The sequence below is a fragment of the Amycolatopsis sp. cmx-11-12 genome (assembly GCF_046269425.1).
Lineage (GTDB): Bacteria > Actinomycetota > Actinomycetes > Mycobacteriales > Pseudonocardiaceae > Amycolatopsis.
The window spans coordinates 144,535-171,410 of record NZ_JADNQM010000014.1; the positions used below are offsets into that span (position 1 = coordinate 144,535).

Below are 26,876 nucleotides of genomic sequence, written 5' to 3' on the forward strand. Positions count from 1 at the left end.
TCCTCCAGTGGTCAGGCGAACTGCCCGGCCCGGTAGTCGCCCGCGGGGTTCTGGACCATCACGTTCACCCGGTTGAAGGCGTTGATCAGCGAGATCACCGCCACCAGCGCGGCGAGCTGGTCCTCGTCGAAGTGCTTGGCGACGTTCGCCCACGCCTCGTCGGTGACTCCGCCGCCGTCGGCCATCCGGCAGGCCTGCTCGGTCAGCTCCAACGCGGCGCGCTCGGCTTCGGTGAAGACCGTCGCCTCCCGCCACGCCGCGACCAGGTTGACCCGGACGTCCGACTCACCCGCGGCGGCGGCTTCCTTGGTGTGGATGTCCAGGCATACGGTGCATCCGTTGATCTGGCTCGCGCGCATCCGCACCAGTTCCTGGACCGTCACCGACAGCGGTGAGCCGGCCAGCGCCCTCCCCGCCGAGATGATGGTCTTCATGAATTTTCCCCCGACCGGGTTGCCGAAGTAGTCGAGCCGGGCTTCCATCGCGATCTCCTTTGTCGTAGTGGGTGTTCTGCCCAACCGACGACGCAGCCCCGCGAGATGTGAGCCCGGCCCGGCTACCGGCGCTCACCGCAGGCGGTAGGCGTTCGTGATCGTCTGTGTCACCGAGCCTCCGCCGAAGTCCTCGGCGGAAAGTCGCAGCGACACAAAGGGGGACGGGCTGTACAGCGGCGCCACGACATAGGCCTGCCAGTGCTCGCGGGCCCCGGCGACGAACTGCCGGTGCCAGGTCTTACCGCCGTCGAACGACGCTTCGGCGGTGACCTGACGGACGGTGCCCGTCGTTCCGGCGGAGCGCTCGATCCCGATCGGCACGGCGAGCGGGAGCAGGCGCCAGGCGTCGTTGGCCGGGCCGAGTGCCGGGGTGGCCCGGAGGACCATCAACGGTAGTGGCGCCTCCCCTTCCGCTCGCTGCGAGCGGAAGTTCCACGAAGTGACCACCTTGCCGGACAACTCGGCGTTGCTGTCCGCCGGCCGTTTCGCGTCGATGGTCAGCGTGTAGTTCCCTGCCTCCGCCGGAACGGTGAAGGCCACCGGGCCGGCAGGCCACAGGTGACCGGGAACCTTCGGCACGGAACCGATCTCCTGGCCGTTTCGCGCGAGCCGGGTGGTGCCCTCCACCGCCGTCAGGCTGACATGGTCCCCACTCGCCGCCAGCACCGGCAACTGGACATTCAAGGTGTCGCCGGTGCGCACCGTCTTGGCCGTTCTCGCCAGCGACGGGCCGACGACCGCACGATTCCAGTCCTCTTTGGACCGCTGTCCGGCGTGGTATTGGACGCCTGCCGCACTTTCCTGGGTATCGCTCCAAGTCCCGTTGGTGCCCGCCCGGTCCACGAACAACCGCTTCAGCCAGCGGACCTTCCCCGTGCTGTAGAACTCCTCCCGGGTGGCGGGCAGCTGGGCCTGTGCGGTGAGGAACCAGGCGTTGCCGAGGTCGGCCTCGTTGTCGTAGGGCGACGGCAGCACGTGCAGGTTGCCCCATTGCTTGCCGGTGGCGGCATAGGTGGCGTTCACCTTGGCCAGTTCGTGGTCCCGCACCTGATACCGGGAGACGTCGGGAACCTTGCCGTTACTGGGGAACTGCAGGTTGTAGAGGTACGGGCTGTTCTCCGACCTGCCGTCGTCGGTCTGCTTGCTCAGCATGGTCGTGACGAGGAAATCGAAGTCGGGCACGTCGGTGCGGGTGGGGGCGACGTAGGAGTACTGGTTGTCGTTGAAGAGCCTCGGCTCGTACCACGAATGGCTCGTGACGCCCCGGCCCGCGACCTTTTCGTAGAAGGCGACGATCTGGCCGTTCGACCGCGCGTCCCGGCGATCGGTCCGCACCTTCACCGGTTTCGCCAAGCGCCCGTCCAGCACCACTTCCCGGTCCCGATCCAGGACGAACTCGGGCTCAGTGACCAAACTCGCCCCGGCACGGTCGGGGCTCGGTGCTTCGTCGATCTGCGCGACGAACAGATACCGGCCGCGTGGCAGCCGAATCTCGCCACCGCCGCCGGTCCCGTCGTAGATCTTCATGTCGCCGGTGTCCACATTGGTCACGATCAGGATGCCGCTCGGTCCGCTCGGACCGGGTCCGTTGCCCTTTCGGTCGAAAAGCTTGACATCGGCCGTGTAGATCTCGCGTTCGAGGTCGGCTCCGACCAGACTGCGTACCGCGACACCGGTGGCGGACGTGGCGAGCAGGGTGCCACCGTAGGCGGCGCGGGGGTTTTGCCCGGGATTCACCGTGATCACGGCGGTCGCGGTCGCGCCGGCGGGCACCGTGACCTTGGGCCGGTCCACTGTGAACAGACCGTCGGCCGCGGGCTTCCCGGTCTCGTCGCGGACATCCAGCCGCAGGTCGAGGTCGACGGGGGCGTCACCGCTGTTGCGGTAGGTGATCTCCCGGGTCAGCGGTTTCGGGTCGGTCCTCGGGATCGTGCCGAAGGCCACCGTGGTGACGTCCGCGCTCACGCGCTGGACCGCTGCTTTGGCGACGTCGACCCGTCCCGCTCCTTGCTGGAAGACGGTCAACCCTTCGGCAGGCTTCGCGCTGCTGGTGAGCCCGGACTTGATCTGCTCGGGCCGCCAATCGGGATGCTGCTGGACGAGCAGTGCCGCCGCGCCCGCGACATGCGGTGTCGCCATCGAGGTGCCCGACATCGGCTGGTACGGCTCGGCGGGCGCACCGCCCGCCTTCGCCGCCACGATCCCCACGCCCGGCGCGGTGATCTCCGGCTTGACCGCGTTGTCGCCCAGCCGTGGTCCCTTTCCGGAGAACGACGCCAGTGCGTCGGCCCGGTCGACCGCGCCGACGGTGAGTGCCGCGTCGGCGCTACCCGGCGAACCCACCGTGCCCGCGCCGCGCTCGCCGTCGTTGCCTGCCGCGATCACGAACAACACGCCGTTGTCCTTGGTGAGACGGTTCACCGCCGCTTCCAACGGGTTGACACCCTCGTCGTCCGCGCCGCCGAGGCTCAGGTTGATCACCTTGGCGCCCTCGGCGACCGCCCATTCCATCCCGCTGATGATCTCCGACCAGCCGCCGCTGCCGTCGTCTCCGAGCACCTTGCCCGCGAGCAATCCGGCGTCGGGCGCGACACCCTTGAGCCGCCCGGCGGACGCCGCGCCGGAGCCGAGGATGGTCGAGGCCACGTGCGTGCCGTGGCCGTGCCGGTCGGTGGCGTCCTGCCCACCCGAGAAATCCTTGGCAGCGAGCACTTTGCCCGCCAGGTCCGGGTGACCGGCGTCGACACCGGTGTCCAGCACCGCGACCTTCACGCCCTTGCCGGTGAACCCGCTCCGCCAGACCTCCGGCGCGCCGATCTGCGGCACACTCCGGTCGAGACTCACCTTGACCTCGCGGTCGAGCCACACCTTCCGCAGTCCCGTCGCCCGGGGACCGGCCAAAGTGGACCAGAACTCGCCCGCGCGTTCCTTGGGCTGGGCGAACGCGGTCGCGCCGACACTGTCCAGCCGCCGCACCGCGGTCGCGCCCGCCCCGGCGATCGCCACGTGCCCGGCGTCCTGCTGCACGATCAGCGGGAGGGTCGACCGCGCGCCGTCGTCATACCCGTCGGCGAGCAGGCGATCGATCCGGAAGAGCCGTTCGTCCAGTACGCCCTTCGCCACCAACGGCAAGGCGTCGGCGGGGAAGACCGACCAGCCGTCCTTTCCTTGGCTGCGCTGGAAACCCATTCGCTCACGGCCGGGCCCCGGCTCGACCGAAAGGGCAGGCACGTTGCCCTTTCTCGCCTGCACGGTGATCCGGTCGCCGGTGATCAGGGTGAGGGTGCGCGGGCCAGGCATCCCCGCGGCACTCTCCTGTGGTGCCGGGCCGGCAGCGGCCTGCGCGGCGGGCGCGTTCGCCACCCCGACGACGGCCACCACGAGCAAACCGGCCAAGGCATGTGCTCTTCGGCGCATGCAACACTCTCCCTATGCTGTTTTTCGATGAATGACAACGTTGACAATGCGCGCGACGGATCCGTTCGGGAATTTCCGCGACGAGCGGCGGTCATCAGAAAGTCGACGATCGAAAGAGGTGAATGGGATCCGTCGGGAAACGTGCCAACCGGGTTGAGCGTAGGGCATCCCCGCACCCCCGGAACCGACCGAGTGGATCAAGATCAAGCGTCCGTTCGGCCCAGTCCCGCCCTCGGTGACGGCAGGTCATGGGGACACTCGCCAGTGCTGCCGGTGACGAAGGCGCCCCGGTGGCCGAGATTCTCGTCGTCCACCGGCGCGATCGGCAATGATCAGTGCCCAGGGCGGATCCGGCTGATTCTCGCTTTGCCTGTTCGGCCAAGGGAAGGTGATCGATCAGGCAACGGTGACGTCGGGTGAGGGGTGTGTGGAAATAGGGACGTTGAATGTCCCTATTTCCACACAACCCCCGATCCGGTCGTCACAGGGACTTCCGTGCGGGACTGGGTGGATTTCGGGTCATCCAACGCACCAAAATCCACACAGTGGGTGGCCGCGGACTTGGGCTTCAGGGATCGCGCCGACTTCGCAACATCTGCTCCCCCGCGTCCACATAGGACTCGAAGAAGTCGGCGACCTCCGAAAGCCGGGCCTCGGCGTACTCGTCCTCGGCGGATCGCGTTCCGCTCCGGAGCACCCGGATGAACGCGCGAGTCCGTTCGTGGCTGGCGGCGAGGAGTTGCTCGAACCCGCCCACCGCCTCGACGAGCAGGCGGCGGCTGCCGGGTTGCGGGATGGTTCGAGCGAGTCCCCAGGAGACCAGTTCACGGACGGCCACGCTCACCGCCCCTTTGCTGAGGCCGAGTGCCGCGCCGAGGGTGTCCAGTGACGCGGGGCTGGAGTCGAGCAGAAGCTGCCCGTAGACACGCCCTGTCGCGCGCGACAGGTTCCACGACGCGAGGAAGTCACCCATTGCCGTGACGAACACGGCGCGGTCGTCGCCGGTCGTCACGCCGCGTCCCAGCCGTCGATGATGCCCCTGATCGCCTTCGTGGTCGCGTCCGCCGCATCGACGGTGACCACGTGTCCGGCATCGGGAACGACGTGCTCGGTCACCCCTTCGGCTCGTGCCCAGCGGGGCATCGCGACCGCGATGTTGCCGGTCCGGTCGCGGTCGCCGCGAATGAGGCCGAGCGGAACAGGCGTGCGGTAGCCCGGTTGCGGGTCGACGAGCGACACGGTGGCTCGCCAGACGTCGAGGAAGACGCGTTTGGGCATCCGCGCGAACGTCGCCTCGCACTCGGCGATCCCGTCCGGCGTCACCGCCGAAGCACGGGCCATGATGCCTGGAAGCCGCGAGGCGGGGATGAGCGCCAGCGACGGGGCGGCGAGTCTCAGCAGGAGCCGCTCCGCCGCGGTGAGCGGGCCGGCGTTCCAGGTGGAGTCCACGACGATGAGGCCGTATGCGCGCTCGGGAAGGCGACGGACGAGTGCCTGCACGAGGTTTCCGCCGAGCGAGTGTCCGACGAGGATCGGCCGGTCGAGGCCGAGGTGATCGAGGAGAGCGATCAGGTCGTCGAGCGCGCTCGACGCCGTGAACCGGGCGCCCGGTTCGAGACTCGACTCGCCGTGTCCGCGCTGATCCCAGCTGACGACCCGGTGGCCCGCCTCGTGCAGGGCGACCGCTTGCGCGTCGAACATGCGGTGATCCAGACCGGCGCCGTGGGTGAGGACGACTGGGCGCCGCTCCCCCGCGAGGTCGCCGTAGCGCAGCTCACCACCGTCCCGCTCGAGCACCAGGCTCATATTTACCATATTCTAAATATAGCGTAGATAAACCACGGCGGGCCTGCCCGAAGTCAGGACTGGGCTCACCACAGGCGGTAGCATCACCGGGGCCAGCTGGTCCGGTCACCGCCGTCGACCGGATCGCTGCCCGCTATTGGGAGGTAGCTGATGTACACCCCGTCCACACGGTCCTTTCCGGTGTCGCTGAACCCCGGTGACCCGGTCCGGGAAGCGGCGCTCCAGGCCGCCACCGCACGACTCGACGAGTTCTTCGGCGATCGTGTCCGGGTCGAGGTGGAACGTCTCGACCGCATCGGGCCCTGGGTGTTCCTGCAAGGGACGATGCGCACCACGGATGCCGGCCGTCCGTACTACGCCGGGACCGTCTACGAGGCACGCCGCGCCGACGGCGTCATGTCCGACGTCTACGTCGCCCTGCTCAAGAAGGCCGACGAAAAGGGTGCCGACAACGACGCGCGGTCCTGGCGCTTGTCCAACTACGCCGTCGGCCCGACTGACGTGGCCTGGCTGACGTGGCCGGACGAGCACGAGGCACCGCGCGCGTTGTTCGGCTTCTGACCCCTGCTAACCGGCTCAGGTCGGCGGGGTGAGGATCTTGACGAGGCCTCCCCCGCCACCCATGCTGATCTTCTGCGAACCGTCGGGATTGACGTTGTTCGATCCGATGAACTGACCGTCTCCCGCGTACAGCACGACGTGTCCGCCGCCGTTCGAGATCACCACGTCGCCGGGCTTCGCCTCGGAGAGCGGGACGGACTTCCAGCCGTCCGCCTCGAGGTTGGCCGACAGACCCGCGACCGAGGCGCTGGCCTGGCTCTTGTCGATCAGGCCGGACGCCTCCAGGCAGCCGGAGACGAAGTTCGCGCAGTTGACGTTGTTGGGCACCCATGACTGCATCGCGGGCAGCTCACCGCTGCCCTTGAGGTCACCGGCGTTGCGGCCGAGGAACTGCTCGGCGATCTTGGCCGGGTTGTCGCCCTGGGCGTCGATCGGCTTGGCGGGCCTGCCGTCGCCTTGGACCCCGGCGACCCCACCGCCACCGCCGCCGCCTCCACCGCCGCCGCCGTCCCCGCCACCACCGTGATTGACGGGTCCCCCGACCCGGGAATCGACCGGAGCGGCGTTGACGCTGGACGCCGTGGTCTGGCCGGTGTCGGCGGGCACCAGCTCCAGGAAGCCGCCCTCGATTTCCAGGCCGAGCGGCTTGAGAAGGTCGTCGATCTGCTTCTCGGCGTCATTCAACGCCCGCTCGATCTCGTCCTTCTTGCCGTTGGAGTCCTTCTCGTTCAGCTGCCGGAGCCGTTCGATGTCGGACGCGGCCGCGGCGATCTCGTTCTCGTCCTCGGAACTGTTCTTCCGCTTCCGCGCCGCGCCGATCAGGGCGCGGTTGTCCGCGTCCTTGTCGTTCGCCTCCTGCGCGAGTTGCGCGACCTTCTTCTTGACGTCGTCCAGGATCTCGGACACGCGCTGAAGGATGTTCTTGGCCGCCTCGGCCTTGTCGCTGACCTTGTAACTCGCCTTGACGAGCTTTTCGAGGTGCTCGGCGACGGCGTCGGCGTCTTTGCCGTCCCATTCACGCAGGACGTCGTCGCGGAAGACCTTGAGATCGTCTCCGAGATCGTTGGACCGGGTGGCGGCTCCGCCGACCTTCACCGCCTGGTCGTTGACCGCGCTCGAGTTGAGCTTCTGCGCCTGTTGGGCGTGTTTGTCGATGGCGTCCAGCGACTTCGGACGGTCACGCGACGGGTCGTCAAGCTCACCCAGATTGGGTTCTGTGGTGGTCATCGGTAATTCCCCTGGTCCCCGTCCTCAGTCCGAATCAATCCCGCTCGCGGTTGCCGTTACCGAGGACGTGCACGCCCTCGGCCTCATCGTTCCGCATGCGCTCGGCGGCGTTGGCCAGCGCTTGCGAAGCGGCGTCGACGAGTTTCGCGGCGGCCGCCATCTCGGCGTTCACGCTGCTGTAGAACTTCTGGGTCGTCTTGCCCGAGTTGGCCGCGTTGCCCAGGTCGCCGTACGCGCCTCCGGGATCACCGTTACCCAAGTCCGTGCTCGTCTTGCTGTAGCCGTCCTTGAGCCCGCCGACCTTCTTGGCCAGCGCGGCGATCTGCTCTGGATCGAATCGGCGAGTCATTGAGTGATCCCTCCAGTCTCGGCGTCTGCGCCCGTGCTTTACCCGACCATGCTGCCCTACCCGCACAGCCTATGAGTTCGCAGCCACCCGTGCGCACGTTTCGCGAAACGCGATGACGACGTTTCGTGTACACCGACGCACCCGGCCGCGCCTCGGTTCCCCCAAGTCGGACACAACCCAGGAGAGACCCTGGCGAGCGCATCACCCACATGGGTGGTCGGCGTTGATCGCCGCGATGCAGACGCTGCCGCCCGTCCAGCGGGTCGTGCTGCCGCTGCGGGACGCGCTGGCCGACGTCGATGCTCGACCACCGTGCTCCGTGCGGACTCCACGCTCGTACCGCGCCTCGACTGAGTCGACTCGAATTCGCCTCTCGGGAATTGTGGAGTAACACTTTCCTACGCCCATTGTGGGACGCCACAGAAATGTTTGTCACCCGGTGACAACACGCCGTTCGCAATTCGACTCCGTGATGCCCGGCGGCGGCTTCCGTGTTTCAATCGACACCAGGAACAGCGGTATGGCCGAGAGGGTGACGGTGAACGAGCGACACGGGGACGGGCCGGAGTTCGAGCCCTACCACCATCCGGCCGCGGGCTGGGGTGCGGCGAGGAGCGTGACGAAGTTCCTTGTGCAAGAAAGGGAACTGCTGGCCGGCCCGCGCGCGATCCTGCGGATGAACCACGAGAACGGCGGCTTCGACTGCCCTGGCTGCGCGTGGCCGGACGACACCAAGGGTCTCCACCTGGACATCTGCGAGAACGGCATCAAGCATGTCGCGTGGGAAATGACCAGGAAACGGGTCGGCCGGGAATTCTTCGCCGCGCATACGGTAACGGAGCTCCGGGAATGGAGCGATACCGATCTCGAAGCGCAGGGGCGGCTGACCGAGCCGATGCGCTACGACGCCGAAACCGACCGATACGTCCCCACTTCGTGGCAAGAGGCGTTCGACCTCGTCGGCTGTACGCTGCGCGGGCTGGATTCCCCGGACAGGGCGGCGTTCTACACCTCCGGGCGGCTCGGCAACGAGGCCACGTTCCTGTACCAGTTGTGGGTGCGGGAGTACGGCACGAACAACCTCCCGGACTGCTCGAACATGTGCCACGAGGCCAGCGGGCGGGCGCTGCAGGCCGCGATCGGCACGGGCAAGGGCACCGTCGACATCGGCGACTGGGACGAGGCCGACGCGCTGTTCATCCTCGGCGTCAACGCCGCCTCGAACGCGCCGCGGATGCTCACCGCGCTGGCCGAGGCGTACCGCCGGGGCGCGCAGGTCGTGCACGTCAACCCGCTCGTCGAGGCGGGCGCGACCCGCACGATCATCCCGCACGACTTCGCCAGGATGGCCACGTTCCGCGCCACCCCGACGTCCACCCTGAACCTGCAGCCGCGGATCGGCGGCGACATGGCGCTGCTGCGCGGGATGGCGAAAGCGCTGCTGGAGCTGGCCGAAACCGATCCGGAGGCGCTCGACACCGAGTTCATCGAGACCTACACGTCCGGATTCGAGAAGTACCGCGCCGCCTGCGAGGGGATCTCCTGGGCGGAACTGGAACGGCAGTCGGGCCTGCCCGAGTCCCGGATCCGGGCCGCGGCCGGGATCTACCGCTCGGCCGGGCGTTCGATCATCAGCTGGTGCCTTGGCGTGACGCAGCACGAGCACGGCGTGGACACCGTACGCGAGATCGTGAACCTGTTGCTGCTGCGCGGCAACATCGGCCGCCCGGGTGCCGGGCCGTCGCCGGTGCGCGGGCACAGCAACGTCCAGGGCAACCGGACGTGCGGCATCGACCACCGGCCGGCCGCGGAGTTCCTGGACCGGCTGGCCGAGGTCTGCGGGATCACGCCGCCGCGGCACCACGGTCTCGACACCGTGAACACGATCGAGGGGATGCACCGCGGCGAGGTGACGGTGTTCGTCGGCATGGGCGGCAATTTCGTGCTCGCCGCGCCGGACACCCCGTACACCGCCGCCGGGCTGCGCGAATGCGAGCTGACGGTGCAGGTCAGCACGAAACTCAACCGCAGCCACCTCGAACACGGTAAGCAGGCGCTGATCCTCCCCTGCCTCGGCCGGACCGAGAGGGACATCCAGGTGGCAGGGCCGCAGGCAACGTCGGTCGAGGACGCGATGAGCATGGTGCACCTGTCCGTCGGCAAACGGCAGCCCGCGTCACCGCGGCTGCTGTCCGAACCGGCGATCATCGCCGGGATGGCCCGCGCGACGCTGCCGGAGAGCGGCACGCCATGGGAGGACTACGTCGGGGACTACGACCGGGTGCGCGACACGATGGAGCAGGTGCTCGACGGGTTCGAGAACTTCAACGAGCGGGTGCGGGAGCCGCTCGGGTTCCGCCTCCACCAGCCCGCCAGGGAACGGGTCTTCCTCACCCCGTCGAGCCGGGCGGAGTTCTCCACCGCGGACGTCCCGGACGTCGTCCCGGCCCCGGGAATGCTCGCGCTCGGCACGATGCGCTCGCACGATCAGTGGAACACCACGATCTACTCGGACAACGACCGCTACCGCGGCATCAAGAACCTGCGCACGCTGGTGTTCCTGAACGCTGAGGACATGCGGGACCGCGGCCTCGCCGAGTTCGACGAGGTCGACATCACGAGCACCGCCATGGACGGTACGACCCGTTCGGTGCACCGTTACCTCGCGGTGCCGTACGACATCCCGCCCGGCTGCGCGGCCGGGTACATGCCGGAGATGAACGTGTTGTGCGCGATCGGGGACTACAGCACGCAGAGTGATCAGCCGCTGATGAAGCACCTGAAAGTGACGGTCGAGCGGTCCGCATGAACGAACTCCACCGGTCGCGGAACGATGACGAAGCACTGCTGAGACGAATCGAAATCCTGTCCATCTGGACGAGCTGCCTGCAAAGCGAACTCAGCCGGATGCGAGAACTCAACGTGCGTCTGCGCCGCCAGCTGTCCATCGGGAACGCCGGATTCCCCGGTGACGAGGGAAGTCACCACCCGCACCTTTCCCTCCGCTTCGCCGATCTCCTGCAAAAGTCCGGCCTTCGCCTGATCGCGGCGTCGCTCACCAGGAACGGCGTGACACCCGGCTCGGAGCAGATCGCCGTCGAACTGAGCAAGATGACCCGGATCCTCCTGTCCAGCGCCGCCTCACCCGCCGACCTGTGCGATCACCTCGACCTTGACTTCGAAACGCACGGACCCGAACTCGCCGACCTGCTCGGCCGGATAGCGGGCCTCGCCGACAGACTGCCGAGCGCGCGGTGGGACTTCCAGGCGACCATCGGCGCCCGGCTCGACGCCCTTTCCCAAGAACCATGGGAATCCTGTGATCCGGGAGCACCGGTGAAGTTCGTCGTGACCCCTTCCTGGCGCTCCGCCCGGCATGTCCACATCAAGCAGACCGTCTTCACGGGCTGACGCTTTCGCTGGTGAGGATTCAGGCTGACCGCGTCGCTCCGGCGCCGGGCGACTGGCCGCACGCGTGCCGGGTCGCGATCGGGCTGCTCGTCCCCGGGCTGGCCTTGGTCGCCGCCGGGCATCCGGAACTGATCATCTCCACCGTGGTCGCGTTCGCCTTCGCCGGGGCGCTGATGACCCTCCGGCTCGACCTCACTCCCCGCGGGCCCTTCTTCGGGATCTTCGCGCTCGGCGCCACGGCCACGGTCCCGAGCCGGGTCCCACCTCAGTGCGACGTCGCTGGCCGTGATCGTGATGGTGCTGCTGTTCCCCACCGAGTTGTTCATGAGCAGGCATTACGGGCTGGCGCTGGGTTTCTCGTCCGCGGGCCTTGCCGATCGACCTTCCGGCGAGGGCCTATCGCGGACGGCTGAGGCTCAGCGCCTGTACCGCGGTCACCAGTTCCGCCTGCTCATGGGGGTCGGTCAGGGACTTGCCGGTGAGCTCGCGGATCCGGCGCAGCCGGTACCGGACGGTGTTGGCGTGGCAGTGCAGGGCTTGGGCGGCGCGGTCCGTCGAACCGCCGTGCCCGAAATAGGCACGCAGGGTTTCCAGCAGCATGTCGCGTTCCTCCGGTGGGAGGTCGAGTACGGCGCCGAACACCTCGGCGGCGAGGCGGCGTCCCTCGTCCGGGTCATAGGCGACGAACGCGGCGAGCGGGCTGGAGCCGAACGCGCGCACGTTGGGTTCACCGGGTGGTAGTCCGGCGAGCGCGGTCCTGGCGAGGTGCAGGGCACGCGGGGTCTCGGCCAGTGACCGGTACAGCGGGCTCACCCCGGTGCGGGTCACCGCCACGTCCTTCACGATCGACATCATCGCGGCGTGCTGCTCGTCGCGTACGGAGACCACACCCGTTTGCATCGTGGGCGTGAGCTGCCACGCCGAGACCATTCCGACTTCGGCGAGCCGCTGCTCGACGCCGTGCAGACTCTCCTCGGCCAGGCCACGGGTCTCCGCGGCCACCACGACCAGCTGCCCGTCCACGGCCAGGCCGAGGAGCCTGCCCGCTTCCCACGCCCCGGTGTCGAACGCCCGTTGACCAGTGAACAGCGCTTCGGCCAACGCCGACCGGCGCCGCTGCTGCACGACCAGCAACTCCGCGCTGGCCGCCCGGTACGCCTCGGTCAGCCGCACCGCGTGCTCATCGGCGACCCGCCACAACTGACTCGCCACGTCGACGAGGCCGTCGGTCGTGTCGAGACCGCCCCCGTCCCTGGCGTGCTCCACCAGAAGGTCCCAGAGCGTCGCGCAACCGATCCGGTAGACCTGTAGTACCTCCGGCAGCGGCGCTCCCTGGCGGGCGCGACGGCGGCCCGTCTCGCCGGGTGCCGCCTCTTCGATCGTCCTGGCGGGATCGCCGAGCGCGCCGACCATGAACCGCAGGTTGACCGCGATCGAATGGTGCAGATCGTCCCGCGGCACGATGTTCTCGTCACGGTAGAGCCCGATGCGGTCACGAACGGCGGCGAAGACCTCGTCGATCAGCCGGGGCAACTGCGTTTCGACCCAGGCGACGAGTTCGGCGAACGCCGGGTTCCTCATGACACGACCCCTCACGATTGCTGCGACCGCGACAGCGTAGTCGAAAGAGAAATCGGTGCTCAGTAAGCGTCACGAATGCTGAATGTGGTGATGCAGAACTCGTCGGCGTCTTTGCGATCCGCGATCATCGTGCCTTTGACCGCCCGGCCTTCGGCGGTTCCGGTGACGTCGGCCAGTACGAACCTGGATGTTCCGCTGGTCTTGGTGATCTCGACCCGCGAGCCCAGTGGCAGCAGGGAATCGATCTTGTCGTCCATGAACCTCTTCTGCTGTTCACAGGCCAAGCCGATCGCGCCCACCCGGTCGCTGCCCGCGATCTTGCCGAGGAAGTCCTTGATCACCTGGACTCCCTTCTCGGGAGCCTGAGGGGCGGGGCGCCTGGTCACGGTCCTCGGGCGACTCGACCTGGTGGTGCTCATGCTGCTCGTGGACGCGGAGGTCGGCGCCGGACTGGACGACGGGACCGGTGCCACGATTTCGCCACTCTTGCCGAGCAAGAACCCCGGAGCGGCGAAGCCGGTGACGCAGAAAGCGATCAGCGCGACCACGGCGATCAAGATCCCCACGGCCAGTCCGGTCCTGCCGTTGGCGGGTGGCGCCTGCCGCGGATACGGCTGCCATTCGCCCGGTTGCCGAGGATTCTGTTCTGACGAACCTGGATAGACCATCGGATTCACCTTCCACGCTGGGCCTGGAACTGAAGGTGCGACGGGCACCGGAAGGTACGGGTTCCGACCTTTCGGTGATATTACGGATACTCGAATCCCATTCCCAAATAGGGACCAGTGTGTTCGGAACCGCGAAACCGGCTACGAGAACTCGACTCAGAGCGGCGGCAGCCTGCCGGCCATCGAGTTGGCCAGGCCGACGGCCAGGTCGCAAAGTCTTTCCGCGCTGATGTTCTCCTTGGTCTCCACGGTCACGTCGGCCACCTCGACCCGCTCGCCGTTCACCGGGTCCGCCACCCGATAGGACCGGTGGACGATCGTGATCTCGCAGCCGGTGTCGCCGTCTCCCTCTTTTTGGCCTGGTTCGACGAAGGCATCCCGGGAACCGGCTTTGATCCGATTACCGTCCGGTCCTTCGACCTGGGGGCGACTGCGAAAGAATTCGACGGTTATCTGAAGCGGCGCGTGTTCCCAATAACAGGTCCACTGACCGAAGTCCGGCTCCGGTTTGACCCCCTCACTCCCGAGGACAGCGGCCGTTTCGGACGGCCCGAGCAGGTCGCACGCGTTCAGACCGCGCAGCGAATTTCCCGGCGCCGGCGGCCTGCGGGGGATTTCTCCCGCGGCGAGTTCCGTCACCACACCGCCGGCCACGGCTTCGGCCATCCCGCACAGGTCGGCCGGTCGATTGTCCGTATGCCTGGCGAAGACACCGACCTCGTGTCCGTCCGGCATCCAGATGTACCGCGAGCACTCGCCGTTCTCCGGAGCCGGCCGCTGAATGGGCCCGAGTCGCCCAAGCCGGTGAGCGGGCGGAGGGGGATCCAAGACGCCTCGCAGTTCCACCCGTACCTCGGCGACATCAGCGACGTCCGATCCGAGTCGCACCAGGGCGAAGCAGTTGTAAAAGGGCCCGCGGTCGAAGTCCGGTATGACGTCTCCGAAGCGGGCCAGTGAAGCCAACTCGAGCAGGGAACAGGGATCGGCGGTGCGCTCGTCTCCCATGGTGCCGACCGGAGATCCGCGCTCGGCCGTGCGCGTCTCGGCAGTGGAGGCACGCCACGCGAATCCGGCCGCGAATCCCAGCACCAGCGTCATCACCACACCGAGACAGACGAGGAGCACCCGCTTCGAGACCGTCGGGCGGCCGCTTCCGGGCCCCGCCAAGGGCGTCAACGGCGCGGCGTCACCGACGATCTCCCCGAGCGATTCCTTGGCCGTCCTGGCGTCGGGCCGTTGGGCCGGAACGGTTTCCAGAAGGGCCGTCAACACCGGTGTCAGCGGTCCGACCTCGGGCACCCGGTCGATCTCCCCGGAGGCGGCCCGGCGCAGCTGCGCCATCGGGCCTTGTTCACTGCCACCCCAGGGAGAACGTCCGGTCACCGCGGCGAACAACGTGGCACCGAGCGAAAACACGTCGGCCGCGGCTTGGGCTTCCCGTCCGTCGGCCACCTCTGGCGCGAGGTAGCCGGGCGTGCCGCCGATCTGCCCGCCTCCGGACTGGGTGACCTCCGCCCATCGGGCGATGCCGAAGTCCGTCAGCTTCGCGGTGCCGTCCTCGGCCACCAGCACGTTGCTCGGCTTGACGTCGCGATGCACCATGCCTCGCTCGTGCATGGCGGCCAGCGCGTTCGCCAGCTGTACACCGATCCTGGCCGCTTCGATCGACGGCAGGCGGCCGTCCGTCTCGATGATCTCCGACAGGCTTCGCGACGGCAGGTATTCCATGATCAGCCAACGGACACCGTCGTCGATCACCACGTCGAAAACGGTGACCACATTCGGATGATGCAGCCCGGCGCCGATCCGTGCTTCTCGCCGAATCTGCCCGCTGTCACCGGCCTGGGACTGCTTGAGCGCCACCACCCGGCCGAGTTCCAGGTCGAAAGCACGCCACACGACACCCATACCGCCGGCACCGACAAGTTCATCGAGCCGATAGCGCCCCACGACGACCTGCACGGACGAACTTTAGCATCAGCTCCCGGCGAATCCGCCCGATACGAAATGCTCGTCCGGAATTCGGGGCACGGCGGAATTCGCCGAAATTCCCGAAGCCACCTGGCCGGGTCCGGGCAGCCGAGGCAGAATCGGACGGCCTCGGCCAGGTTCGCCGCTCGCGAATCGTCGGGCCGGTAGGACCAAAGGTTCGTGACGTAGCCGAAGCCGACACCGGCATCGGGGTCGGCGAACCCGATTCGATCCGCCGGAGCCCGGATGACCGAACGAGCCCGGCCCGACGCGACCGTGATCAGCAGGATGCCGGGCAGCAGGTATCGCGTAACCCCCTCCGTCGATCCCGTCGCCGGGCCGTAGTGAGATGGTGGGATGTCCCGCCGTCCGACCATCGCGATCGCCCTGCACGACGGCTGGTACGGATCCGGAACCGGAGCGGGCCACGCGAACTTCGGGTTTCTGGAAACCCTGGTGGACCTGATCGACCCCGGAACCCGTCTCGTCGTCCTGCCGCTGTTGCTGCGTCCCTCGAGCCACGAGCATCACCCGCACTGGCATGCCCGCGCCCGAACCCTCGTCTCGGCAAGGGACACGACGGTCCTCCCGGTGGACAACGGCACCGACGGCCTCGACCGCTGGGGGACGGTCGAGAACTTCCGGCGGCTGGCCGCGCACACCGCGGATCGGATCGAGCGAGAAGTGCTCCCCCTGGCCGGGCCGCTCCTGATCGTCGCCTTCGACGTTCCGTTCTTCGGGCTTCCCGCGTTGCTGTCGGGTGAAGCGCGGGCTCGCACCGTGCTGGTTCCCCGCTCGACAGGACGGATCCACACCCCGCTCGACCGCTCCCGCATCCGCTGGGAAACGGAAGGACTGCACGCTGGCCTCGCGGACGGAACGAGAATCGGGACCATCTCCTCATTCATGGCACGCCATCTACACACGGACTACCGCATTCCCCGCTCCGCCCTGCTGCCGATTCCCGACGGCCTCGCCCCTTCCGACTGGATTCGCGGCGATCAGCGGCACGAAAAGCTCGCGTTGCCCTCGGAGTTCCTGTTGTCCATGGGACGGGCCGAGCCCTACAAAGGCTTCGACGATCTGCTCGACGCGATCACGATCCTGCGGGACGACGGAATCGAGGTCCCGCCTCTCGTGTTGGCCGCCACCAGCGAAGCGCCGCTCCCGAGCGGCTACCAGCGGCACCTGATGGCCCGGTCGCGACGGCTCGGCCTCGCCCACACGGTCCTGACCCGGTTCAGCCCCGCCGTCGCGAACCTGCTGAGCCATCCCGGCCTGCGCGGTGTGGTCGTGCCGTCCCGAGCCGAACCGTTCGGGCGGATTCCCATGGAGGCCTTCGCCGCCGGTGCCGCACCCGTGATCAGCACCACAGCAGGCGGGCTCGCCGATCAGGTCACCGACGGACGAACCGGCTTCTCGTGCCCACCCGGCTCTCCCCCGCAGCTGGCCGAGGCCTTGCGCCGTGCGCTCGCGATGGACCGGTCAGGGCGCTCCCACCTGCGCAGACGGGCCTACCGGCAAGCACTGCGCGACTTCGACCATCTCGACGCCGTGCGCCACTTCCTGACCGCGACCGCCCCGTGGCTCGGGCTGCCCGACGCCGATGATCGGCTACGGTGGCTGAGCACCACAGCACCACCCGTTCGCGCAGGGAGTCCCGTGTCCACCGTGTCCCCGGTCAAAGTGCCGATCAGCCTCCAGGCACCGCACTGGATCACCGTCGAACCCGAACGGCTCGTCCTCGTCGTCGCCCACCACGTCACCTCACTGCTGAGGCTGCTCGACGTGATCACCGTGTTCGACTCCGATCCCCGGGTGCAGGTGGTGTTCAGCTGGAACGGATCGGACCCTTTTCAGCACGACGTCCACCGGCTCCTCGAGCACCTCGGAACCGTCGTCATTCCCTGGCATCAGGCGATCGACACCGAATTCGATCTGGTCATCGCGGCCAATCACGGCGGGCTCACCGAAATGACCGCGCCGCTCGTCGTACTCCCGCATGGCGCGGGATATGGTAAGAATTCTCCCGGAAACCGGAAACCGGAAACCGGAAACCGGTCCGTGTTCGGGCTCTCACCGGAGTGGCTGCTCTACGACGGCAGGCCCATCGCGACGTCCTTGGTGCTGTCACACGAAGAGCAGCTCGCCCGGCTCGAGGCCGCTACTCCTGCGGCGGTTGAAACCGCCGTCGTAGCCGGAGATCCCTGCTTCGACCGGATGCTGCGTAGTACTCACCTTCGCGATCAGTACCGCGCCCAGCTCGGGTTGGCCCCTGGGCAGAAGCTCGTCACCATCACGAGTACGTGGTGGAAACGGTCGCTCATGGGGACCTGGCCTTCCCTTTTCCGCGAAGTGCTCGCCTGCCTTCCGAGCGACGAGTACCGGGTGGCCGCCACGATTCACCCGAACGTCTGGCACGGCCACGGCCCGTGGAGTGTGCACACCTGGCTGGCCGACTGCGAACGCGCGGGCATGCTGCTCGTCCCACCGGAAGAGGGCTGGCAGGCGATGCTGATCGCGTCCGATCTGGTCGTGGGAGACCACGGCGCGACCACCTGCTACGCGGCGGGACTGCTGCGACCGGTACTGCTGGCGGCTTTCCCCGAGGAAGACGTCGCCGCCGGTTCCCCGGCCGATCTAGTCGGCCACGTGGCACCACGCCTGCGCAGGCGTGCCTCTTTGCGCGACCAACTGGAAGACGCGCTCCACCAAGACGTCGAGCCGTATCGGGTCGTCCGGGACTCGGTGACGTCCTGTCCCGGCGAGTCGACGGCCCGGCTCCGCACCTTGTTCTACCGGCACCTCACCCTTCCCGAGCCCGCCGCGGCCGCCCTCGTCCCGGTGATCCCGGTCGATGCCCTGAACGTCATGGGACGTCCGGAGCGCACGGCGGATCGAGTCGTCTGCTCCTTCGACGAGGTCACGACCGCGCGGCTCGCCCGCTACCCGGCCGACGTGGTATCAGCCCGGTCGAGCGTGGCGATCGACGATACTTTCCTTGTCGCGCACGAGGATCATCCGCAACGTGCGCTGCTGGACGAGGCCGAGGTCGTCCTGATCGGCCCGACCGCCGACGCTCTGGAGGACGCCCTCCGGCGCTTCCCGGGAGCTGCGCTCGCCGTCACCACAGGCGAGAACTGCGTCGTCCGTGTCCGGGGTGGCGGCCAGATCGTTCTCGACACCACCGATCCGGTCGTCGCGGGGTCCCTGATCCACACCTGGCTGCTCGCTCAGCGGCCCCTGCGCGAGCTGCCGCCGGTGATCACCGTGATCGCCGGCCCGCGCGTGGTCAAGGTGCGGATCACGTCACCGCTGACCGAGGCGGTCCCTGAGTGATTGTGCTTTCCGGTCGTCCAGAATCGTGAACAGCTCCTCGGCACGTCGCAGGAAAGGCGTCGCCTCCGCCGAGCGGCCCGTGTGCTCGAGCAAGTCGGCGAGCGTGGTGCTGGTGTCGGCCTCCCAGAACTGCATACCCAGCTCGGAGAGTGCTCGCAACGTGTCGCGCAGCGTGCGCTCGGCCTCGTCGTGGTGCTCCGTCCCGGCCGCCGCGAGGGACGAACCGAGGTTGGCGAGCGACTTCGCCAGGTTGAATTCTTCTTTCCCGCCAGCGAAATACGCCACCGCCGCGCGGCCACGGGCGATGGCGTCGTCGATTCGCCCCGCCGAAGCCAGCATCGGCCCGCCGTTCAGGTCGAGCAAAGCACGCTCCCGCGCGCGGCCGTCCTCGGGAAATCCGGGATCGTCCACAAGGGACCGTGCCGCGTCGATCGCCCGGACCGCGGCCGCGAACTCACCCCGGCGCTGATGGACGAACGACTTCCACTGGAACATCTTCTCGCGGGTGAACAGCACCTCGCCGGATCCGGGCAGTCCGTCGGCCAGCTCGGCCGCGGCCTCGAACTGTTCCATCGCGGCCTCGTCGTCCTCGGCCGAGAAGTACGCGGTCCCGAGCTCGGTCCGCATCCGCAGCACCGGCCGGGCGTCCCCGGTCTCCTCGCGTACCGCGATCGCGGCGGCCAATCCGAGGCGGTGCACGGCGATCGCGTCGTCGAACAGGTCGCGCTGGAAATAGAAGGTCGCGAGTGCCTCGCACAATTGCCAAGTCAGCGCGTGAAGACCTTCCTCCGCGGCGGCTCTCACCACACGCCTGAGATTCGCTCGTTCGGCTTCCAGCTCCGCCCACGCGTTGGCACTGTCGGGTGACGGCGCGACCCGCCCGTCGAAGTAGTCCCCGAACCGGGGCCGGTCACTGATCGCGAGCTGGCGCGCCACCACGAACCGCAGGTACCACTTCACCACCCTTTCCACCGCCGCCTGGCACTCCTCAGGCTGTTCGACGTGCTCCGCCAGCCCCGCGGCGTGATCACGGACGAGACTGTGGAACTCGTACCGGCCGCGGTGGGCCTGGGTCAGCAGATTCGCGACGACCAGTGTCTCCAGGTCGGCTTCGCCGGTGACGTCGAGCAGCGCCTGGGCCGCACCGGCGCTGAACCGGTTGCCCGGATGAAGACTCAGCAGCCGGTACGCCCGCTGGGCCTCGGACGGCAGATCCTGGTACGAGACCTCGAAAACGGCCTCGACCACGGGACGGCCATCTTCGGTGAGCTTCTTGACCACCGATCGCGCCGTCCGCAGCTGACCGACGTACTCGGCAAGGTGGCCATCGTGACGGCCACTGAGCTGGGCGCCGGCGATGCTCAGGGCGAGCGGCAACCGCCCGCAAAGCTCCACCAGCGCCTCGATCGCTTCCCTGTCAACGGGTTCACTCGCGGCGGTCAGATCGGCGGACAGCAACTCCACCGCACTCGACACCGAGAACGGGGGAACGTCCACCACCGTGAACCGTTCCCGCCGGAACCCCTGCGACCGTTTACGACTGGTCGCCAGCACCACACTGCGCGACGAGGACGGCAGCAGGTTCGTCAGCTGTGCCGCCGACTCGACGTCGTCGAGCACGATCAGCAGGGCCAGGTCCGCGGTGACCGTCCGGAACGCCGCGCGCAACCCCTGCGACGTCGACGGCGGTGTCTCCACGCCGAGCTGGGTGAGGAAAAGGAAAAGAACGTCGTCGACGGAGACGGACTCCGAAGAACTGCCCAATTCGGCCCACACTTGGCCGTCCTGGAACAAGTGCCTGACGCGGTGCGCGCACCGATTGGCCAGCGTTGTCTTACCCACTCCGGGCAAACCCGTCAGGACCACGACGCCGACACGCTCCGAAGCCAGCGAGTCCGTGATCTCCCGCTCGATCAGCTCGAGTTCGGCTTCCCGATTGACGAACAGGCGAGGATCGGCCGCCAAGGCCTTCGGTACGAGCCTTGTCCCCATCACCCTCAACAACCCCCTCGCGTCGACCCGGCCACCCTACCGAGAACCGGAACGGCCCGCGTGACCGAACGAGTACCAGCCGTATCGGGCGCGGATGGTGCTGCTCACTCCGAGTTGCCCCACCTCCGACAGCTTTGGTATACCAAATCGGGGCGCTTCGGGACCCCGTCGAGAAAGGTGCTCGCCGTGTTGATCCGTGACGTCCGCCCCTGGGGTGGACAGCACAGTGACGTCGAAGTGGCCAACGGCCGGATCACCGCGGTGCGGCCGCACGATCCCGCCGCCGCACCGGCGCCGGACACGGTCGAAGGGCGCGGGCGGTTGCTGTTCCCCTCGTTCAGCGACGTGCACGTCCATCTGGATTCGACGCGTATCGGCCTGCCGTTCCGGCCGCATACGGGCGCACCGGGCGTGTGGGCGATGATGCTGAACGACCGCGAGAACTGGCGCGACGCCGAGGTTCCGCTGCCCGAACGCGTCGCCGGGACGCTGGAGCGGATGATCGCCAACGGCACCACGCGGGTGCGCAGCTACGCGCAGGTGGACGTCGACTGCCGACTGGAGAAGCTCGACGCCGTCCTCGCCGCGAAGGAGCGGTTCGCTGGGCACGCGGACGTCGAGGTGATGGCGTTCCCGCAGGCCGGGATCCTGCGCGAGCCCGGCACCGTGGACGTGCTGGAGGCCTCGCTGCGCTCGGGCGCCACGGTCGTCGGCGGGATCGACCCGTGCTCGCTGGACAAGGACCCCAAGGGACATCTCGACGTCGTGTTCGGGCTCGCCGAGAAGTACGGCGTGGAGGTGGACATCCACCTCCACGAGCCAGGGCACCTGGGCGTGTTCTCGACCGATTTGGTGATCGAGCGGGTCCGTGCGCTGGACATGCGCGGCAAGGTGACCATGTCGCACGCGTACGAACTGGGCTCGATCTCGGAATCGGTGAGCCGCCGCCTGATCGACACCTTCGCGGAACTGGACATCGCGATGGCGACCGTCGCGCCGTCCGTCGACGGCCAGTTGTCGCTGGCGGACCTCACGACCGCGGGTGTGCGCGTCGGCCTGGGAGAAGACGGACAGCGGGAATACTGGAGCCCGTACGGCAACTGCGACCTGCTCGACCGCACCTGGCAGCTGGCCTTCACCCACGGTTTCCGCCGCGACGACCTGATCGAACTGGCACTGGCCGTCGCGACGATGGGTGGCGCGTCGATCATGAGCCACGACGTCCCCCGGCTGGCCGGCATCACCGACCGCCCCGGCGTGGCCGTTGGCGACCGCGCCGACCTGCTGCTGGTGGACGGCGAAACCCCGACGAGCGCGGTGATGGACCGCGGTAAGGACCGTACGGTGCTGCACGACGGTGTCGTCGTCGCGGACGGCCTGTCGGTGGTGCGTCTCTGATCTGCTCCGTTCACCGTGCCTGGGCGGGAAGGACGTGATCGCCGCCGCGATCCGTGCTCAGGCAGAGCGAACAGATCGTTCCCCCTTCCGGTGACGCGGCCATGTCGGGCCGTTCGTAGGACTCACCGCACACCACGCAGTCGAAGTGGGTCCCGCTCGGGTTCCCCTCGGCGTCCAGTAGTGGCTCGGCGATGCCGTCGTCGGTGCGGCGCAAGTAGAACCGGCCTCGGGTGAGGATCGCCATCACCGGTGTCAGCACGACCGCGATCCCCACCGCCACCAGCGGCGAGTACGGCCTCAGCGTGTCGCCGAACAGTCCGAAGTAGACGGAGATGGACAGGAGGGAGGAAGCGAGGAACGACACGACACCCACCGGGTTGACCGCGTAGAGCATGCCGCGGCGGAACTCCGGCCGTTTCGGCGACAGCTTCAGCACGAACTTGTTGATCGCGATGTCGGTGGCGACCGTGACGACCCACGCCATCGCGCAATTGGAGTAGAAACTGAGGATGTTGTTGAGGAAGCTGAACATGTCCGCTTCCATCAGGATCAGCGCGATGGTCAGATTGACCAGCACGAAGACCAGCCTTCCCGGGTAACGCCTGGTGATCCGGGTGAACGAGTTGGTCCAGGCGAGGGATCCGGAGTAGGCGTTGGTCACGTTGATCTTGACCTGGCTGAGCACGACCAAGACCAGCGCGAGCGGCACGACCAGCCAGGGCGGCATGAGTTCGGTGAACACGCCGGTGAACTGTTCGATCGGCTCGATCGCCGCCGCGGTGCCGACCGCGCCGAGGATGTAGACCGCCATGAACACTCCGATGGCCTGCTTGACCGCGCCGAAGATCACCCAGCCGGGGCCGGCCAGCACCATCGACGTCCACCAGGCGCGCCGGTTCTCGTCCGTGCGCGGCGGCATGAACCGCAGATAGTCGATCTGCTCGCCGATCTGTCCCATCAGCGAAAGGCACACCCCGGCCCCCAGCATCACCGCCGCGGTGCTCAGCCCGCCGCCGTTCCGCCCTTCGTGGGACAGCCACCGCTCGACCGAACCGGGATCCTTGACGATGAGGAACACCAAGGGCGCGACCATCAGCAGCAGCCACAACGGGTTCGTCCAGCTCTGGAGTTTCGCCAGCACCTTCATCCCGTAGATCACCAGCGGGATGATGACCAAAGTGGACACCAGATAACCGAGCCACAACGGCAGTCCCACCGCGTAATCGAGGCCCTGCGCCATGATCGAACCCTCGAGCGCGAAGAAGATGAACGTGAAACTGGCGAAGATGACACTGGTGATGACCGAGCCGTAGTACCCGAACCCCGAACCGCGGGTGATCAGGTCGAGGTCGAGGTTGTAGCGGGCGGCGTAGTAGGCCAACGGGAACCCGGTCACGAAGATGATCACCGCGGCCAGGCCGATCGCCAGCAACGCGTTCTGCGTACCGTGGGTCAGCCCGATACCCGCGCCGATCGAGAAGTCCGCCATATAGGCGATCCCGCCCAGCGCGGAGGCGCCGACGACGCCGGGGGTCCACCGCCGGTAGGTCCGCGGGGCGAACCGCAGGGTGTAGTCCTCGAGAGTTTCCTTCGAGGCTCCCAAAGCGGACACCTGCGTGCGTTCGGCGACGTCGTCGACGGTCATCGTTCGTGAACTCCTCGGGGAAGGGCTTGTCCAGAAGGCGTCGGCGGGCAGGGTCTACGGGGCTGCGTCCGTGGGCCGGAACGCTAGAAACACCAGATTTCGACCGACCGCTACGGATATGACGGGAGTGTTTCGCCGTGTAACCGGGAGCAGCGGCCCTGGTTAACGTGGTGGCTGGGTCGGGACCGCGGTCCGTGAAGGGCCCCTTCCCTCGGCTCAGCCGAGGAAACGCGACCTTCACACCTTCCCCAGTACATGAAGGCCCCCTTCCTTGCGCTAGACACGCAAGCAAGGGGGCCTTCATGTACTTCAGACGACGCCAGCACCGAGAGGGTCGCGTCGGCGCCTTGACACGCGCCAGCCGTCATTCATACAGTTGCCGTTACTTTGTATGAATGACGTGGGGAGTTGATCCGGATGCGGCTCGGCACTACCGCTGTCGTCCTGGGTGGCAGCGCCGCCGGTCTGTGCACCGCGGGCGCGCTCGCCCCGTACTTCGACCAGGTGCTGGTGCTGGAACGCGACGAGCTCCCGGCGGAGGCCGAGCATCGGCGCGGGGTGCCGCAGAGCAAGCATCCACATTTCCTGCTGAACTCGGGCCGTCGCGCGATCGGGGCGCTCTTCCCCGGTTTCGAGGACGACCTCATCGCCGCTGGCGGGCTGCACCTGATGCCGTCCATGGACGCCGCCTACCTCGACGGGGAAGGCTGGTCGGCACGCAAACGCGGCACGATGACGATGATCTACGGTTCGCGGATCCTCATCGAGCGGGTGCTGCGCGACAAGGTGCGGGGCCTGGCCAACGTGGTCATCCGCGAAGGTGTCGCGGTCAACGGCTTGACCATGCGCGACGGCGGAGAGGTCACCGGCGTCGCTTTCTCCACGTCCGACGGCGACGAGCACATCGATGCCGACTTCGTGGTGGACGCGATGGGCCGCGGCTCGTCCGTCGGCGGCTGGCTGGTCGCCGCGGGGTGGCCCGAGCCCGAGGTCCAGACCCTCGATGCCAAGGTCACCTACACCTCGCGCTGGTACGACCTGCCGTCACCGGCGGAGCGGCCGCCGTCCTGGTGGTGGCGTCACCTGGTGATCATGCCGACCCCGGACAAGGGCGAGCACCCGGCCGAGCACGAGTTCCTGGTGAACTTCTTCCCGATCGAAGGGAACCGTGTCATCGCCTGTATGGGCTCGTGGGGAATCGAGATGCCTCGCACCACCGACGCGTTCGTCGAGTCGGCCCGCCGGGTGCGGGCGCCGCTGTTCGCCGACGCGATGGATCGGTGCGCTCCCACTTCGGAGGTGCACCTGACCCGGTCGACCGGCAACAAATGGCGCCGCTACGACCGGCTGCGCACCCCGCCGAAGGGTTTGGTGTTCGTAGGCGACTCGATCTGCGCCTTCAACCCGTTTTACGCACAGGGCATCAGTTCCGCGGCGGGTTCGGCGTTGCTGCTGCGCGAACACCTCGCCCGCGCCGAGCGTCTCGACGCGACGTTCTCTTCGCGATTCCTTGCGGCGCAACGCAAACTGCTCGGTGTGCCGTGGCGCCTGGCGATGGCCCGGGATCAGGGCTACGAGTGCGCTGTGGGTACCGAGAAGCCGCCAGAGTGGCGGCGTCGCATCCTCGCGGCCATGTCCGGCCCGGCGTTCAGCCTCATCGTCGGTGCCGCGCGGGAAGACGCGGTGGTCGACGAACACTTCGCCAAGGTGTTCAATCTCGACGAATCACTGGGCGACATGCTGCGAAACCCACGGGTGTTGTTCGGGCTCGCGCGCCATCGCGTCCGCGCCGCGCTGGGCAGGCACCGGGTTCCCTTCGGATTCGATCCCCGGGCCGAGCCACCCGCCACCGACTACTCGCCCGAAAACGCCGCGGCACCGGCCGCCGCACGATGAGCGCGGTATGCGGGCCGGAGGCGGAAGCCGTCACCCGCGACCTCGGCTTCGACTGCCACGACGTCTCCCCCGTCGGCTCGATCCGCTTCCCGTGGGATCTCGCCGATCCGACGATGCCGCTGCTCGAATTACTCATCGTCGGCGGCGCCGTTTTCGCGCTGATACACGCCGTACGCCGCCACCGGGCGGGCGATCCGGTCAACCTCGCGCTCTGGTGGGCCTCACTGGTCTACCTGTTCGTGATCGAACCGCCGCTGTACTTCCCGGAGTGGTTCGGTCTCGAGCAGCGGTACGGCTTCATCTTCGCCCACAACCAGTTCACCGTGCAGTTCATGGGAGACCGGCTGCCGCTCTACATCATCGCGTTCTACCCGGTGATCAGTCAGCTCGCCTACGAACTCGTGCGAGCACTGGGGATCTTCCGGCGCCGCGGCCCGCTGACCGGGTCGGTGGCCGTCGCTTTCACCTGCCAGGTGTTCTACGAGGTCTTCGACCACCTCGGCCCGCAGCTGAAGTGGTGGGCCTGGAACGCGGACAACCAGATCGTCAACCAGCCCGCGCTGGCGTCGGTGCCCATGAACAGCATGCTGCTGTTCGCTTCCGTCTCGATGGGAGCCATGACCTACCTGGTCGTACGCCTGACCGGGAGCCCGGCCGCGGACGGCGGCCCGCGACGCGGCCGGTCCCTGGTGCTGCGCACCCTGGTGGCAGGCGTCCTCACTCCGCCGACCATGGCGATCGCCGGCATTCCTTCGAGCCTTTTCGGCGGCGACGATCCCGACATCACCGCGCAGGCCTGGGTCCTCGGCGTCGAGCTGGCCCTGCTCTGGTTGGCCGGCGCCTGGATCGTCGTCTCGCACCTGCGATCTCCGGATCGCGGGCAGGCCGAACCGCTGTCCGCCTTCGCCAGGTTCTACCCCGCCGTCTACCTGGGTGGGATGGCCGCGTTCTGGATCAGCGCCCTACCGGCGTACCTCGTCGCGGAGAACGGCGTCACCGGTGACGGCACCCCGATCGGAAGCGGACCGTACGCGCTCGCCTGCTTCCTCGGGGCGAGCCTGCTGCTGGCCGCGCAGTACCGGCGCCGTAGGACACCTGCCACCGGCTGAAGCGTTCCCATC

General features: G+C 67.9%; 19 protein-coding genes. 8 read left to right on the plus strand and 11 right to left on the minus strand.

What is annotated here, in order from left to right:
• Window positions 1-11: 11 nt before the first annotated feature.
• The 4 genes from ACLARN_RS20915 to ACLARN_RS20930 form a co-directional block, all read right to left on the minus strand.
• On the minus strand, window positions 12-482 hold the full coding sequence (locus tag ACLARN_RS20915) for a carboxymuconolactone decarboxylase family protein (RefSeq protein ID WP_409493119.1): 471 nt from the start codon (window positions 480-482) through the stop codon (window positions 12-14).
• An 84-nt stretch (window positions 483-566) separates the two neighbouring features.
• Window positions 567-3,911, minus strand: a complete 3,345-nt coding sequence (locus ACLARN_RS20920) for a S8 family peptidase (protein WP_409493120.1) — start codon at window positions 3,909-3,911, stop codon at window positions 567-569.
• 568 nt (window positions 3,912-4,479) lie between these two features.
• Window positions 4,480-4,923 (minus strand): GbsR/MarR family transcriptional regulator, encoded by a 444-nt coding sequence (locus ACLARN_RS20925; RefSeq protein WP_409493121.1) that lies wholly within the window; start codon window positions 4,921-4,923, stop codon window positions 4,480-4,482.
• The gene (locus tag ACLARN_RS20930; protein WP_409493122.1) at window positions 4,920-5,726 is read right to left on the minus strand and encodes an alpha/beta fold hydrolase; all 807 of its coding nucleotides are present in this window, start codon (window positions 5,724-5,726) and stop codon (window positions 4,920-4,922) included. Before ACLARN_RS20930 ends, ACLARN_RS20925 begins: the two co-directional genes overlap by 4 nt.
• A 141-nt stretch (window positions 5,727-5,867) precedes the next feature.
• Between ACLARN_RS20930 and ACLARN_RS20935 the strand changes: the two genes are divergently transcribed.
• Window positions 5,868-6,278, plus strand: coding sequence for a hypothetical protein (locus tag ACLARN_RS20935; RefSeq protein ID WP_409493123.1), 411 nt, complete (start codon window positions 5,868-5,870; stop codon window positions 6,276-6,278).
• Between the two features lie 15 nt (window positions 6,279-6,293).
• On the opposite strand, the gene ACLARN_RS20940 is transcribed toward ACLARN_RS20935, so the two are convergent.
• Together ACLARN_RS20940 and ACLARN_RS20945 are read right to left on the minus strand one after the other, a co-directional pair.
• Complete coding sequence (locus ACLARN_RS20940) at window positions 6,294-7,505, minus strand: peptidoglycan-binding protein (RefSeq protein ID WP_409493124.1); 1,212 nt, start codon at window positions 7,503-7,505, stop codon at window positions 6,294-6,296.
• A 34-nt stretch (window positions 7,506-7,539) separates the two neighbouring features.
• Complete coding sequence (locus tag ACLARN_RS20945) at window positions 7,540-7,854, minus strand: hypothetical protein (protein ID WP_409493125.1); 315 nt, start codon at window positions 7,852-7,854, stop codon at window positions 7,540-7,542.
• 520 nt (window positions 7,855-8,374) lie between these two features.
• On the opposite strand from ACLARN_RS20945, the gene ACLARN_RS20950 reads away from it, so the two are divergent.
• The 3 genes from ACLARN_RS20950 to ACLARN_RS20960 are packed head-to-tail and all read left to right on the plus strand — an operon-like array spanning window position 8,375 to window position 11,678.
• Window positions 8,375-10,663, plus strand: coding sequence for an FdhF/YdeP family oxidoreductase (locus tag ACLARN_RS20950; protein WP_409493126.1), 2,289 nt, complete (start codon window positions 8,375-8,377; stop codon window positions 10,661-10,663).
• Window positions 10,660-11,265: a hypothetical protein gene (locus ACLARN_RS20955; RefSeq protein WP_409493127.1), complete on the plus strand. Its 606-nt coding sequence runs from the start codon at window positions 10,660-10,662 to the stop codon at window positions 11,263-11,265. Before ACLARN_RS20950 ends, ACLARN_RS20955 begins: the two co-directional genes overlap by 4 nt.
• 11 nt (window positions 11,266-11,276) lie before the next feature.
• Window positions 11,277-11,678, plus strand: a complete 402-nt coding sequence (locus ACLARN_RS20960) for a hypothetical protein (RefSeq protein WP_409493128.1) — start codon at window positions 11,277-11,279, stop codon at window positions 11,676-11,678.
• Here the strand turns inward: ACLARN_RS20960 and ACLARN_RS20965 are convergent.
• The 3 genes from ACLARN_RS20965 to ACLARN_RS20975 form a co-directional block, all read right to left on the minus strand.
• Window positions 11,662-12,846, minus strand: a complete 1,185-nt coding sequence (locus ACLARN_RS20965) for a PucR family transcriptional regulator (RefSeq protein WP_409493129.1) — start codon at window positions 12,844-12,846, stop codon at window positions 11,662-11,664. The genes ACLARN_RS20960 and ACLARN_RS20965 overlap by 17 nt on opposite strands.
• Window positions 12,847-12,905: 59 nt before the next feature.
• Window positions 12,906-13,514, minus strand: a complete 609-nt coding sequence (locus ACLARN_RS20970; protein ID WP_409493130.1) for a hypothetical protein — start codon at window positions 13,512-13,514, stop codon at window positions 12,906-12,908.
• Between the two features lie 156 nt (window positions 13,515-13,670).
• Window positions 13,671-15,476: a serine/threonine-protein kinase gene (locus tag ACLARN_RS20975; protein WP_409493131.1), complete on the minus strand. Its 1,806-nt coding sequence runs from the start codon at window positions 15,474-15,476 to the stop codon at window positions 13,671-13,673.
• Window positions 15,477-15,842: 366 nt separating this feature from the next.
• Here ACLARN_RS20975 and ACLARN_RS20980 point away from each other — a divergent pair, with 366 nt between their 5' ends.
• Window positions 15,843-18,824: a glycosyltransferase gene (locus tag ACLARN_RS20980; protein WP_409493132.1), complete on the plus strand. Its 2,982-nt coding sequence runs from the start codon at window positions 15,843-15,845 to the stop codon at window positions 18,822-18,824.
• Here the strand turns inward: ACLARN_RS20980 and ACLARN_RS20985 are convergent.
• Window positions 18,795-20,816, minus strand: coding sequence for an NB-ARC domain-containing protein (locus ACLARN_RS20985; protein WP_409493133.1), 2,022 nt, complete (start codon window positions 20,814-20,816; stop codon window positions 18,795-18,797). The two genes, ACLARN_RS20980 and ACLARN_RS20985, sit on opposite strands and share 30 nt — an antisense overlap.
• A 186-nt stretch (window positions 20,817-21,002) precedes the next feature.
• Here ACLARN_RS20985 and ACLARN_RS20990 point away from each other — a divergent pair, with 186 nt between their 5' ends.
• A complete protein-coding gene (locus ACLARN_RS20990; protein WP_409493134.1) occupies window positions 21,003-22,214 on the plus strand; it encodes an amidohydrolase family protein in 1,212 nt (403 codons plus the stop codon).
• A gap of 10 nt (window positions 22,215-22,224) precedes the next feature.
• Here the strand turns inward: ACLARN_RS20990 and ACLARN_RS20995 are convergent, their stop codons facing one another.
• Entirely contained in the window at window positions 22,225-23,859 is a 1,635-nt protein-coding gene (locus ACLARN_RS20995; protein WP_409493135.1) for a purine-cytosine permease family protein, read from the minus strand.
• 417 nt (window positions 23,860-24,276) lie between these two features.
• Here ACLARN_RS20995 and ACLARN_RS21000 point away from each other — a divergent pair, with 417 nt between their 5' ends.
• Window positions 24,277-25,755, plus strand: a complete 1,479-nt coding sequence (locus tag ACLARN_RS21000; RefSeq protein ID WP_409493136.1) for an FAD-dependent oxidoreductase — start codon at window positions 24,277-24,279, stop codon at window positions 25,753-25,755.
• A complete protein-coding gene (locus ACLARN_RS21005; protein WP_409493137.1) occupies window positions 25,752-26,864 on the plus strand; it encodes a hypothetical protein in 1,113 nt (370 codons plus the stop codon). Before ACLARN_RS21000 ends, ACLARN_RS21005 begins: the two co-directional genes overlap by 4 nt.
• Window positions 26,865-26,876 lie beyond the last annotated feature (12 nt).

Bases quoted from the DNA above. Each gene is read 5' to 3' on its own strand.
- ACLARN_RS20980 (WP_409493132.1), top strand. From the start codon at position 15,843: ATGTCCCGCCGTCCGACCATCGCGATCGCCCTGCACGACGGCTGGTAC.
- ACLARN_RS20995 (WP_409493135.1), bottom strand. From the start codon at position 23,859: ATGACCGTCGACGACGTCGCCGAACGCACGCAGGTGTCCGCTTTGGGA.
- ACLARN_RS20945 (WP_409493125.1), bottom strand. From the start codon at position 7,854: ATGACTCGCCGATTCGATCCAGAGCAGATCGCCGCGCTGGCCAAGAAG.
- ACLARN_RS20950 (WP_409493126.1), top strand. From the start codon at position 8,375: ATGGCCGAGAGGGTGACGGTGAACGAGCGACACGGGGACGGGCCGGAG.
- ACLARN_RS20915 (WP_409493119.1), bottom strand. From the start codon at position 482: ATGGAAGCCCGGCTCGACTACTTCGGCAACCCGGTCGGGGGAAAATTC.
- ACLARN_RS20965 (WP_409493129.1), bottom strand. From the start codon at position 12,846: ATGAGGAACCCGGCGTTCGCCGAACTCGTCGCCTGGGTCGAAACGCAG.
- ACLARN_RS20940 (WP_409493124.1), bottom strand. From the start codon at position 7,505: ATGACCACCACAGAACCCAATCTGGGTGAGCTTGACGACCCGTCGCGT.
- ACLARN_RS20920 (WP_409493120.1), bottom strand. From the start codon at position 3,911: ATGCGCCGAAGAGCACATGCCTTGGCCGGTTTGCTCGTGGTGGCCGTC.
- ACLARN_RS21005 (WP_409493137.1), top strand. From the start codon at position 25,752: ATGAGCGCGGTATGCGGGCCGGAGGCGGAAGCCGTCACCCGCGACCTC.
- ACLARN_RS20935 (WP_409493123.1), top strand. From the start codon at position 5,868: ATGTACACCCCGTCCACACGGTCCTTTCCGGTGTCGCTGAACCCCGGT.
- ACLARN_RS21000 (WP_409493136.1), top strand. From the start codon at position 24,277: ATGCGGCTCGGCACTACCGCTGTCGTCCTGGGTGGCAGCGCCGCCGGT.
- ACLARN_RS20930 (WP_409493122.1), bottom strand. From the start codon at position 5,726: ATGGTAAATATGAGCCTGGTGCTCGAGCGGGACGGTGGTGAGCTGCGC.
- ACLARN_RS20985 (WP_409493133.1), bottom strand. From the start codon at position 20,816: ATGGGGACAAGGCTCGTACCGAAGGCCTTGGCGGCCGATCCTCGCCTG.
- ACLARN_RS20955 (WP_409493127.1), top strand. From the start codon at position 10,660: ATGAACGAACTCCACCGGTCGCGGAACGATGACGAAGCACTGCTGAGA.
- ACLARN_RS20970 (WP_409493130.1), bottom strand. From the start codon at position 13,514: ATGGTCTATCCAGGTTCGTCAGAACAGAATCCTCGGCAACCGGGCGAA.